The sequence below is a fragment of the Spirillospora sp. NPDC127506 genome, from assembly GCF_040302145.1.
In the GTDB taxonomy this organism is placed as follows: domain Bacteria; phylum Actinomycetota; class Actinomycetes; order Streptosporangiales; family Streptosporangiaceae; genus Spirillospora.
In genome coordinates this window covers 22,252-34,392 of record NZ_JBEORG010000030.1, presented here as the reverse complement: position 1 = coordinate 34,392, position 12,141 = coordinate 22,252, and the positions used below count along the sequence as shown (strand labels likewise).

Here is a 12,141-nt window from a genome sequence, read left to right as displayed (position 1 = left end):
AAAAGGGGGCCCGCGGTCACTCCGGGACGCGCAGGGCGATGACCGCTATGTCGTCGGCGCCGGTGACGGGGAGGCCGGTGAGGACGCCGTCGCAGAAGGCCGCCAGGGGAGCGGTGGCCAGTTCGGCGGCCTTGCGGCAGAGCCGGTCCAGGCCCACGTCCAGGTTCTCGCCGGGGTGCTCGATCAGGCCGTCCGTGTAGAGGAGGAGGGTGGAGCGGGGCGGCAGGGGCTCCACCGCGCTGACGTAGGGCTGGTCGACGAGCAGGCCGAGCAGGGGGTTGACGGCCTCGTCCAGCAGGCGGGCGCCGCCGCCGGCCGTGACCAGGAGCGGCGGCGGGTGGCCGGCCACGCCGAAGTGGAGCCGCCGTCCCTGCGTCCCGGAGCCCTCGACGCGGGCGAGGACGCAGGTGGCGGTGCTGTCGGGCGACAGGATCGCCATCGCGGTGTTCAGCCGGCGCAGGATGTCGCCCGGCGGCTCCTCGCGGTCGACCGCCAGGCCCCGCAGCATGTTCCTGATCTGGCCCATGTCGACGGCGGCGGACAGGTCGTGCCCGGCCACGTCCCCGATGACCAGGACGGTGGTGCCGTCGCGGAGCACGAACGAGTCGTACCAGTCGCCGCCCACCTCGGCGGCGGCCGGGCTGGGCCGGTACCGGGCGGCGATGTCGAGGCCGGGCACCTCGGGCGGCTCGGCCAGGAGGCTGTGCTGGAGGGCGAGGGAGACCCGCTGGGTGCGCTGGAAGCGCATGGCGGTGGTCAGCGCGTCGTGCGCGTGGTCGAACATCTGGCGCACCAGCGCCACGTCGTCCTCGCTCAGCGGCGGCCGGTCGCCGCACCTGGACGCGGTCACCACGGCCGCGACGGCGCCGTCCACGACGACCGGGAGCAGCATCGCGCTGTGGGCGCCCGCCTGGCTCATCCACTGCACGCTGCTCCCGGGCAGCAGGTTCTCGGGGGGCCGCCCGTGCGGGAACGTGAGCCGCATCGGGCGGCGCCGCCGGACCATCCGGACGAACTCGCTGTCGGCGGCGAACCACTCCTCGCCGAGCGTGAGCCGCGTCGGCAGCCCCGGCCGCGCGGCGGTGGCGATGCGGCGGGCGAGGACGGGAGCGCCCTCGGGGCGTTCGCCGATGTCGGGCAGCAGGAACACGCCGCAGCCGTCGGCGAGTTCGGGGACGAGCACGTCCGCCAGCGCGCCGAGCATCTTCCGCAGGTCGCTGTGCTCGGCGATCGCGACGGCCGCGCGGCCGAGGATCTCCTGGCGGCGGCGCCGCGCCCACTCCTTCTCGACGTCGGTGCAGGTGCCGACCCACTCCACGACGGTGCCGTCCTCGTACACCGGCGTGGCGTGGACCTCGAAATGCCGGTACGCGCCCTGCACGGTCCGCAGCCGGTAGACGTGCCGCCACGGCCGGGCCGTGCGCTGCGCCTCGTTCCAGGACCGCAGGGTCGCTTCGCGGTCGTCGGGGTGCACGACCCGCAGCCAGCCCGTGCCCTGGTACTCCTCCCAGGTCTGCCCGGTCACCCGCTCCCATCCGGGGCTCGGCTCGATCGGGCTGCCCTGCGGGCTCGTCACCCACACGATCTCCGCGCTCACCTGGACGAGGCTCTGGAACCGGTGCAGCAGCCGGCGCCGAGTCTCCGCCATCTCCCCCGCCCGGCGGGCCGCCATGACCTGCTCGGTGACGTCGGCGCTGACCGCCAGGACCCCGGGCGTGCCGTCGCCGTACCGGGAGAGGCTGAAGGAGAAGTAGCGCGTCTCGCGGCCGGCGCCGGGGAAGACCAGGCTCACCGGCGCCTCGGCGACGTTGATCGGCCTGCCGGTGCTCAGCACGCGGTCGAACAGGTCGAGGTAGTCCCGCTGGACGAGGTCGCCGAACGCCTCCCGGATCGGCCGCCCGAGCGGGCGCTCCCCGAAGGTCTCGCGGTAGGCGGCGTTGGCGTAGACGAGGCGGTGGTCGGGGCCGCGCGTGACCAGGACGCCGACCGGCGCGGGGTCGAAGACCTCAAGCGTCAGCCGGCCGGGCTCCTCCTCCCGGGCGTGATCCATGCTCCCCCCGTCGACCGGCCGTTGTCAGGAGGGCCGTACCCCGGGAACCGGCCGAGTATGTGACCTGCGCTCCTCGTCCGCGCGGCCGCCTTCTCCCCGGCCGCCGGGCGCCGGGCGCGGGGCCGTCCGGCCGGTCCCGGGGCCGGCTCCGGACCCGCCCCGGCGGCCCGCGCCGCACCCCTTCACGGGATCTTGACGGGGGTTGCGGAGAGGTTTACCGTCCGCGGCGGGTTCATCGCCGCACCGGCGTTCGGAGGCCGCACATGACGCATGGGGTCCAGCCGGCCGGGAAGAACGCGATGGGCAGGGCGGACGTGCTGGGCGAGGTGCGCGGCCACCTCGCCGGGGGCGGCGGCGTCCTGCTGCTCGGCCCCGTCGGGATCGGCAAGTCGACGCTGCTGTCGCTGCTGGCGGACGAGCACGCGGCGGCCGGCTACCGGATCTTCGCCTGCTGCCCCGCCGAGACCGAGCGCCACCTGCCGTTCCTCGGCCTCATCGACCTGATCTCGCAGGCGGTCGGCGAGGTCGCGGGCCGCCTGCCCGCACCCGAGCGGGACGCGCTGCGGTCCGCGCTGCTGCTGCACGACGTCCCCACGGGGGAGCGGGACCTGCTGAACCTCCGGCTGGGCGTCCTGCACGCCTTCCGCATGTTATGCGCCGACCGGCCCGGGCTGGTGCTGGTCGACGACGCCCAGTGGCTGGACCGCCCGTCCGGGGAGCTGCTGGCCTTCGTGGCGCGGCGCGCGGCCGGGCTGGCGCCGCGGCTCCGGATCGCCGCCTCCGCCCGGCCCGGACCGGCGGCGGGCGAGGACGGGGGCCGGTGGCGGGACGCGGCCGCGCTGTGCCCGAAGCCGGCGCTGACGGTGCGGGTGCCGCCCATGTCGGCCGCCGAGCTGGGCGTCCTGCTCGGCCACCGGTTCGGCCGGAGCTGGCCGCGGTCGCGGCTCGCCCGGATCCACGAGGTCAGCGGCGGGAACCCGTTCTTCGCGGTGGAGCTCGCCCGCAGCGTCCTGGAGCACCCGGAGGCCGACGACCCGCCCATCCCGCAGAGCCTCTCGACGCTGATCCGCGAACGGGTGGCCGCGCTGCCGCCCGCCACCCGCGAGACGCTCCTCATGGCCAGCGCCGCGTCCCGGCCGTCGGTCGGCCTGCTGCGCCGGACGGGCCGCGCCGACCTCGCCGAGGCCGAGCGGCGGGGCATCGTGGAGGTGGACCCCGCCGGGGCGGTCCGCTTCACCCATCCGCTGCTGTCGGCGGTCATCTACGCGGAGGCCGAGACCACCGAGCGGAAGGCGGTGCACCGGGCGCTGTCCCAGGCGGTGCGCGACCCGGTGGAGCGCGCGCTGCACCTGGCCCGGCTGACCTCCGGCCGCGACCGGCGGATCGCCGGCACGCTGGAGGAGGCCGCGGCCGTGGCGCGCCGCCGCGGCGGGCTGTCCACCGCCGCCCAGCTCGGCGAGCTGGCCGCCGACCACACGCCCGAGGAGGCCGGGGACGCGGCGGTCGGCCGGCGGCTGCGCGCCGCCGAGGACGCCGTGGCGGCGGGCGACTACCCGCTCGCCCGGCGGATCGCCCGCCGCGTCCTGGAGACGACGGCGCGGCCCGCCGAGCGGGTCCGCGCCTGGATCGTCGTCCTGGACTCCTCCGGCCAGGCCCTCGCCGAGGTGGAGGAGGTCTTCCCCAAGGCGATGGAGGACGCGCGCGGCGACCCGTCGCTGCTCGCGCCGCTGCACTACAGGCTGAGCTGGCGGGCGTGGATGGTGCGGGGCTCCGCCGAGGCCGCGCACGTGCACGCCCGCCGCTCCGCCGAGCTGGCCGCGCTCGCGGGGGACCGCGCCACCGAGCTGTTCGCGCTGGCCAAGCAGGCGAACATCGAGCTCTTCCTCGGGCACCCGGACGCCGAGCGGACACTGCGCAGGGCGCTGGCCGACCCGCAGGAACCGCACGTGAGGTGGCACCACAACGGCCCCGTCTACCTCAAGCACCGGCACCACCTGATGCACGACCGGGTGAAGGAGGCGCGGGCCGAGCTGCGGTCGCTGATCTACAGTGTCCGCCAGCGCGGCGTGGTGGAGAGCCTGTGCGTGTGCCTGTACTGCATGACCCAGGTCGAGATCTACCAGGGCCGCTGCCGGCAGGCGCTCGGCGCGGCCCGGCAGAGCCTCGAACTGGCCGAGGACTCGGGGCTCAGCCAGGGGCCCTCGTGGTACGCGATGGCGCTCGCGGAGGCGGCCGGCGGCGACCTCGGGCGGGCGCTCTCCGCCGCGGAGCAGGCCGTCCAGCACAGCGCGGACGACGGCGACCAGCTGTTCCTGCCGCGGGCGCTGCACGCGGAGGGCCTCGTCCGGCTGCAGCTGGGCGACGCGGCCGCGGCGGCGCGGGTGCTGGGGCAGGTCCGGACGATGGAGACCGCGCAGGGCCTCGGCGATCCCTCGCTGCGCCGCTGGCACGCCGACCTCGCCGACGCGCTCGTCGCCGTCGGGCGGCCCGGGGAGGCGGCCGCGCTGGTCGCCGAGACCAGGGCGCGGGCCGCCAGGCTGGGGCGCCGCGGCGTCCTCGCCGTCCTGGAGCGCTCGGCCGCGCTCGTCCGCGCCGCCGAAGGTGACCTCGACGCCGCAGAGCGCGGGCTGCTCAGCGCGGTGGAGCTTCTCCAGGCCCTCCCTTATCGGCTGGAGGAGGGCCGGGCGTGGCTGGAGCTGGGCGCGCTGCGCGCCCGGCGGGACGACCCGCGCCGCGCCCGCGCCGACCTGCTGCGGGCGCGCGGCGTCTTCGCCAAGGCGGAGGCGCGGCCCTGGCTGGACCGCGCCCAGGCCGAGCTGCGGCGGCTCGACCACGCCGCGCCGGTGCACCGGGCGGCCGGCGACGACCCGCTCGGCGTGCTCACCGACGTCGAGCGCAGGGTCGCCGTCCTGGTCGCCGAAGGCGCCACCAACCGGGAGATCGCCGCCCGGCTGTTCCTCAGCACCAAGACCGTCGAGGCCGCGCTCACCCGGACGTTCCGCAAGCTCGGCGTCCGCTCCCGGGTGGACGTCGCCCGGCTCGCCGTCTCCGGCCGCTGACGCCCCCGGATCCCGACGTATAGGGATTTCCCTATACATGCTTAGCCAGGCTTCTTAAACCGCTCCCACCTCCTCACACTCGCGCTTGTCCGGGATGCGCGGTGCAACGGAAAGCGCAGCGAAAGGAGCGGCCCGCCGGCGCGTCCGGACGTCCGCCCCTCCCGTCACCACGGGCTCCCTCTTCAGTGGTGAAAGGACATCCACCCCCATGTCCCAACGGACCCTCGCGATCGCCACGTCGGCGGCGGCACTCGTCGCGCTGACCGGCGTCGCAGCAGCCCCGCAGGCCGCGGCCACCCCGCAGGCCCCGCCCCGTCCCCGCCAGCCGGCAGGGCGCTCCGCCTTCACGGACGCGCCCTTCACGCTCGACCCGTCCCCGTCCGTCCGCAAGCGGGCGGTCGGCAAGGCCAAGAAGGCCATCGCGGCGCATCCGGGCCGCGCGCACCGCGTCAGCGGGCACAAGTTCAAGGTCAGGTCGGTGACCGTCGACCGCGACGGCTCCGCCGACGTCCGGTTCGACCGCACCTACCGCGGCCTCCCCGTCTACGGCGGCGACCTCGTCGTCCACCTCAAGCCGGACGGCTCCTACAGCGCGCTGGAGACCGCGTCCGACACCGCCGGCAAGATCAGCACGACGCCCTCGGTGAGCGCGCCGGCCGCCGCCCGGCTCGCGCGCGAGCAGCTCAAGGGCACGGTCTCGGCCGTCTCGAAGCCCAAGCTCGCGATCAGGGCGCAGGGCCGGTCGGCCGCGCTCGTGTGGCAGACCGTCGTCACCGGGGTCCGCGCCGACCAGACGCCCAGCCGGCTGCACGTCATGGTGGACGCGCGGAAGGGCCGGGTGATCCAGAGCACCGACGAGGTCCACACGTTCGCGCCGTCCGGCCTGCGGTCGGCCCCCGCCGCCCCCGTCCGGGCCGCCCTCACCCAGGGCACCGGACACGGCCTCTACGTGGGCACCGTCAACCTCGACCTGACCCAGTCCGCCGGAACCTGGACGATGCGGGACCCCTCGCACGGCAACGGGTTCACGACCAACCTGAACCACCGCACGTCCGGGACCGGCACCACCTTCAGCAACTCCACCGGCGAGTTCGGCAACGGCAGCAACTCCGACCCGGCCTCCGCGGGCGTGGACGCGCACTACGGCGCCGCCATGACGTACGACTACTTCAAGAACGTCCACGACCGGAACGGCATCTTCGGCGACGGCAGCGGCGTCCCCTCCCGCACCCACTACGGCAACGCCTACGTCAACGCCTTCTGGGACGGCACCCAGATGACCTACGGCGACGGCGAGAACAACGCCAGGCCGCTGGTCGAGATCGACGTCGCCGGGCACGAGATGAGCCACGGCGTGAGCGGCGCCATCGTCGGCTGGGGCGAGAACGGCGAGACCGGCGGGATGAACGAGGGCACCAGCGACATCTTCGGGACGATGGTGGAGTTCTACGCCGACAACCCCGTGGACAAGCCCGACTACACCATGGGCGAGCTCATCGACATCTTCGGGAACGGCGACCCGCTCCGGTACATGTACAACCCGTCGCTGGACGGCCGGTCGCCCAACTGCTGGGACAGCCGCAACGGCGGCCTGGACCCGCACTACTCGATGGGCCCGCTGAACCACTGGTTCTTCCTCACCGCCGTCGGCAGCGGCGACCACGGGTACGGCAACAGCCCCACCTGCAACAACTCCACGGTCACCGGGATCGGCAACGACAAGGCCGCCAAGATCTGGTTCAAGGCCCTCGCGTCCTACGCCAACAGCAACGAGGACTACGGCGACGCCCGCGTCGACTCGCTGAAGGCGGCCGCCGACCTGTACGGCGCGCACTGCGCCGAGTACAACACCGTCATGGCCGCCTGGGCGGCGGTCAACGTCACCGGGTCCGACCCGGTGCCGGGCGAATGCCCCGGCCAGGGCGACAACCCGCGCGTCACCGACCCCGGCGACCAGACGAGCACGGTCGGCACGGCGGTGAACCTGGCGATCCACGCCACCGACCCGAACGGCGGGACCCTCACCTACAGCGCGACCGGGCTGCCGGCCGGGCTGTCGATCAACGCGTCCAGCGGGGTCGTCTCCGGCACCCCGACCACGGCGGGCACCAGCACCGTCACCGTCACCGCGACGAACGCGTCCGGCCTCTCCGGCTCGGCCTCGTTCACCTGGACGGTCAACCCGCCGGGCGGCGGCTGCTCGTCGCCGGGCGACAAGGTGTCCAACGGCGGGTTCGAGAACGGCACCTCACCGTGGAGCACCACGTCCGGCGTCGTGTCGTCCAACAGTGACGGCGAGAGCGCCCGCACCGGGACGCACTACGCCTGGTTCGACGGCTACGGCCGGTCCCACACCGACTCGGCGGCGCAGTCGGTGACGATCCCGGCCGGCTGCACGGCGACGCTGACCTTCTACGTCCACATCGACACGGCGGAGACCACCGCCGTGACGCCCTACGACACCTTCACCGTGAAGCTCGGCGGCGACACCGTCGCGACCTTCTCCAACCTCGACGCCAACTCCGGCTACGTCCAGAAGAGCATCGACGCCTCCGCCTACGCGGGCAGGACCGTCACGCTCTTGTTCTCCGGCACGGAGGACGTCGCCCTCTACACGAGCTTCGTCGTCGACGACGTGGCCGTGAACGCGAGCTGACCGCCCCTCCTCAAGCCGCCGGCCCCGCCCGGGGCCGGCGGCGCTCGCATCTGCCCGCCCTTCAGGGGAATGCCGGAGATGTGGAGCCGCTGGTCACGTTCGGTCACGGCACGGCGGGGCGCGCGGAGCTGGCGCGCCTGCTGCGCGGGGCCGGGGTGCGGTCGGTCGTGGACGTCCGCACCGCGCCGGGCAGCCGCCGCAACCCCGACGTCCACCGCGGCGCCCTGGAGGAGTGGCTTCCGGCCGAGGGCATCGCCTACCGCTGGGAGAAGCGCCTGGGCGGCTTCCGCCGGGTCGCCCCCGACTCGCCCGACACGTTCTGGCGCAACGACTCCTTCCGCGGGTACGCGGGCCACACCCGCAGCCCCGAGTTCGCGGACGCGATGGACGAACTGCTCCGGGAGGCCGGGCGGACCCGCACGGCCGTCATGTGCAGCGAGTCGGTGTGGTGGCGGTGCCACCGCCGGATCATCGCCGACTTCGCCGTCCTGGCGCGCGGCCGCCCCGTCCTGCACCTCGCCCACGACGGGCGCCTCACCGAGCATCCGCCCACGTCCGGGGCGAGGCTGCGTGACGACGGGCTGCTCGTCTACGACGGACAGTGACGGGCCGCGGGGGTGTTCGCCGCCCTGAGCCGGGGATGAACAGAGCCCAGGGAGGGGGCCAGTGATCCACCCTGGTGCCCCCGGGCCCGCGGACGGTGACAGTTGGGCTGTCACACGGGGCGGCGGGACCGCCCCGTCCTCGACGGCGGCCGGACGGCGCAGGGCGCCCGGCGAACAGAAGGGATCTCGGCATGAAGATCGTGGTAATCGGCGGCACCGGCCTGATCGGCTCGAAAGTCGTGTCGGCGCTGGGCGAGCACGGCCACGAGGCCGTGGCGGCCTCGCCGAACACGGGCGTGAACACGCTGACCGGGGAGGGCCTCGCGGACGTCCTGGCCGGGGCGTCGGCCGTGGTGGACGTGGCGAACTCGCCGTCGTTCGAGGACGCCGCCGTCCTGGACTTCTTCGAGACCTCGACCGGCAACCTGCTCGCCGCGGAGGCGGCCGCGGGCGTCGGCCACCACGTCGGGCTGTCGATCGTCGGGACCGACCGGCCGCCGGAACGCGGCTACTTCCGCGCCAAGCTCGCCCAGGAGAACCTGATCCAGAAGTCGCAGGTCCCGTACTCGATCGTGCACGCCACGCAGTTCTTCGAGTTCACCAGGGCCATCGCCGACGACGCCACCCGGGACAACGCCGTGCACATGGCGCCGGTGCTGTACCAGCCGATGGCCGGCGACGACGTCGCCCGGCAGGTCGCCGCGGCCGCGATGGGCGCGCCGCTGAACGGGCGGGTCGAGATCGCCGGGCCCGAGCGGTTCCGGATGGACGAGTTCTTCCGGGACGCGCTGGCCGCCTGGGACGACCCGCGCGAGGTGGTCACGGACCCGCACGCGCTCTACTTCGGCGCCGAGGTCGAGGAGCGGAGCCTGGTCCCGCTCGGCGACGCCGTCCTCGGCACGGTCCGCTACAGAGACTGGGCGTGACCGCGGCGGCGATGCTCGCCGAGTTCGACGACGTCGCCGGCTGGACGGCGGACGCGGTGGAGGCCCTCGGCGAGCGGCACGCGATCCCGGCCGCCTGCCGGGGCAGCGCGAGCCCGGCGGCGCTGGCCTGGCTGGCGGAGGCGTGCGAGCTGACCGCCGGGGCCGCGCTGCTGGACGTCGGCGCCGGGGCGGGCGGCCCGGCGGCGTGGGCGGCGGAGCGGTTCGGCGTCCGGCCGGTCCTGCTGGAGCGGAGGCCGGTCGCGTGCCGGGCCGCCGCCCGGATGTTCGGGCTCCCGGTCGTCACCGCGGACGCCGCCCGGATCCCGCTCCGGACCGGCTCGGTCGACGCCGCCTGGTGCCTGGGGGTGCTGGACACCGTCCCGGACGAGGGCGCCGTCCTCCGCGAGGTCCACCGGGTCCTGGCGCCCGGCGCGCCGCTGGGGCTGCTGGTGGTCGTCGCCCGGGGCGCGACCGGTTTCGCGGCCCCGGACGGCAACCGCTTCCCCACCCAGGCGGAGCTGTCCGCATCGCTGGACGGCGCGGGGTTCGAGCCGGTCGAACAGATCGACCGGCCCGGCGACGCGCCGCTGGCCTGGTCGCGCCGCGCCGAGCGGGTGGCCGCGGTCGTCGCGGCCCGGCACCGCGGCGACCGCGCCTACCGGCTGGCGGTCCGGCAGAGCGAGCGGCTGTCCCGCCTGTTCGCCTCCGGGCGGCTGTCGATGCAGCTGGTGCACGCCGTCGCCCGCCCGCCGTCCTGATGCCCGTGCACGATGATGGGGGGATGGACCGCGACCCGCCCCCGCCCGCGGCAGGCGCCGGGATCAGGCTCCGCGTGCGGATGAGCGCCCGCCGGATCGACGAGCCGCACCGCGCCGCGAGCCCGCTGGAACTGCTGTTCGACCTGACCTTCGTGATCGCAGTCGCGGCCGTAACGGCGCGATTCGCCCACGACATCGCCGAGGGCCGCGCCGCCGACGGGATCGTCCCGTTCCTCCAGGTCTTCTTCGCGGTGTGGTGGGCCTGGATGAACTTCACCTGGTTCGCCTCGTCCTACGACACCGACGACGTCGCCTACCGGCTGCTGACCATGGTGCAGATGGCCGGGGTGCTGGTCCTCGCCGCCGGGGTGCCGGCCGCCGTCGACCACGACGACTACCGCGGCGTCACGTTCGGATACCTGATCATGAGGATCGGGCTGGGCGCGCAGTGGCTGCGGGCCGGCATCGAGGACCCGGCGGGCCGCCGCACCGCGTTCCGCTACGCCGCGGGCATCTCCCTGCTGCAGGTGGGGTGGCTGCTGCGCCTGCTGTTCGCCGAGATCGGCGTCCTCCCCTCCTCCGCGCTGGTGCCGGTCTTCGCGGGGCTGGTGCTCCTCGAACTGGCGGTGCCGCCATGGGCGGAGCGGGCGGCGCCCACCGCCTGGCACCCGCACCACATCGCCGAGCGCTACGGCCTCTTCACGATCATCCTGCTCGGCGAGAGCGTCCTCGCCGCGACCCGCGGCGTCGAGGGGGCCCTGGAGGAGACGGAGGTCGGCGGCCCGTTCCTCCTGATCGCCGTGTCCGGGCTGGTCGTCCTGTTCGCGCTGTGGTGGCTCTACTTCCTGGCGCCGGCCGGGGACGGGCTCAGGGACCGCCGCCACCGCTCCTACCTGTGGGGGTACGGCCACTACGGCATCTTCACGTCCCTCGCGGCGCTCGGCGCCGGCCTGGAGGTCGCGGTCGAGCAGACCGGGCACGGCGTCGCTGCGTCCCCGGCGGCGATCTGCTACGCCGTCGGGATCCCTCTCAGCGTGTTCCTCTGCCTGCTCTGGCTCGTCCACGCGTCGGTCGTGGCCGAGCCCCTCGCCCATCCCGCCGCGGTCGCGGGCTGCGTCACCGCGATCCTGCTGCTCCCGCTCGGGGCATCGCGTCTGGGGGTCGCCGCGGTGATCGCCGCGTTCGCAGCGATCTGCGTCCTGCTGACCGGGATCACCATCGCGGCCAGGCGCGGCCGGAACCGGTACTTGGGATACGGGCGTGGTTCCGCTGAAATGGGGGAGCACACCTAACGCGTCTTCGCGGGAGCCCCCATGAGCCACGATCCGTCTGCGGCGCCCCCGGCCGGGCGATCGCGTGGACCGCTCGCGAGGTTGCTGGCCCTGGCCGCGGTGCTGCTCGGGGTCGGCGTGCTGGTGGCGCTGACCGGCGGCGCGCTCTGGGGCCACGTCAGCGACTGGGTCGAGTCGCTCGGCCTGTGGGGGCCGCTGGTGTTCGCGCTGTGCTACGTCCTGGCGGTGGTGGCGCTGGTGCCCGGTTCGGTGCTGAACGCCTCCGCCGGAGCGCTGTTCGGCGTCGGCGTCGGCACGCTCGCGGTGCTCGTGGGGGCGACGGCCGGCGCGGCGCTGTCCTTCGGCCTGGCCCGCCTCCTGGGACGCCCTGCCGTGGCCCGCTACACCGGTTCGGGACGGCTCGCCCGCCTGGACGCCTTCCTGTCGCGCAGGGCCTTCGAGTCCGTCCTCGTCCTGCGCATGGCGTCGGTGTTCCCGTTCGGCGCGGTGAACTACGGGGCCGGGGTGGCCGGGATCCGCTTCGCCCCCTACATCACCGGGACCGCCCTCGGCATCGTGCCCGGCACGCTCGTCTACACCGGCCTCGGCGACGCGCTGCGCGAGCCCGGTTCCCCGCTGGTGTGGATCGCGCCGACCGGTCTCGTGGCCCTCAGCGTCTTCAGCTGGTGGCTGGCCCGCCTCGTCCGCTCCCGCACGGCCGGCGACCCCCCAGCCCCCGAAGACGCCGCAGCCTGAAAGCCCCCTCCCCGCACGGACGGCGAGGAGCCGGGCCGGGGGCGTGGTCGATCCCCGTGG

General features: G+C 74.9%; 8 protein-coding genes. 7 read left to right on the top strand and 1 reads right to left on the bottom strand.

The genetic code is table 11. From position 1 onward, the window contains the following. Window positions 1-16 precede the first annotated feature (16 nt). Entirely contained in the window at window positions 17-2,050 is a 2,034-nt protein-coding gene (locus ABTW95_RS25440; protein ID WP_500227584.1) for a SpoIIE family protein phosphatase, read from the bottom strand. A 263-nt stretch (window positions 2,051-2,313) separates the two neighbouring features. On the opposite strand from ABTW95_RS25440, the gene ABTW95_RS25435 reads away from it, so the two are divergent. The 7 genes from ABTW95_RS25435 (at window position 2,314) to ABTW95_RS25405 (ending at window position 12,081) form a co-directional block, all read left to right on the top strand. Further along, complete coding sequence (locus ABTW95_RS25435) at window positions 2,314-5,109, top strand: LuxR C-terminal-related transcriptional regulator (RefSeq protein WP_500227583.1); 2,796 nt, start codon at window positions 2,314-2,316, stop codon at window positions 5,107-5,109. A 208-nt stretch (window positions 5,110-5,317) separates the two neighbouring features. After that, the gene (locus ABTW95_RS25430; RefSeq protein ID WP_500227582.1) at window positions 5,318-7,765 is read left to right on the top strand and encodes a M4 family metallopeptidase; all 2,448 of its coding nucleotides are present in this window, start codon (window positions 5,318-5,320) and stop codon (window positions 7,763-7,765) included. An 80-nt stretch (window positions 7,766-7,845) separates the two neighbouring features. Then, window positions 7,846-8,370 (top strand): DUF488 domain-containing protein, encoded by a 525-nt coding sequence (locus ABTW95_RS25425; RefSeq protein ID WP_500227581.1) that lies wholly within the window; start codon window positions 7,846-7,848, stop codon window positions 8,368-8,370. A 191-nt stretch (window positions 8,371-8,561) separates the two neighbouring features. Beyond that, entirely contained in the window at window positions 8,562-9,296 is a 735-nt protein-coding gene (locus tag ABTW95_RS25420; protein ID WP_396446482.1) for an SDR family oxidoreductase, read from the top strand. Continuing rightward, window positions 9,293-10,054, top strand: a complete 762-nt coding sequence (locus tag ABTW95_RS25415; RefSeq protein WP_396446481.1) for a class I SAM-dependent methyltransferase — start codon at window positions 9,293-9,295, stop codon at window positions 10,052-10,054. The genes ABTW95_RS25420 and ABTW95_RS25415 overlap by 4 nt, the downstream gene beginning before the upstream one ends. A gap of 23 nt (window positions 10,055-10,077) precedes the next feature. Further along, a complete protein-coding gene (locus tag ABTW95_RS25410; RefSeq protein WP_396446480.1) occupies window positions 10,078-11,346 on the top strand; it encodes a low temperature requirement protein A in 1,269 nt (422 codons plus the stop codon). A gap of 81 nt (window positions 11,347-11,427) precedes the next feature. Continuing rightward, on the top strand, window positions 11,428-12,081 hold the full coding sequence (locus ABTW95_RS25405; protein ID WP_500227580.1) for a TVP38/TMEM64 family protein: 654 nt from the start codon (window positions 11,428-11,430) through the stop codon (window positions 12,079-12,081). The last annotated feature ends 60 nt before the right edge of the window (window positions 12,082-12,141 follow it).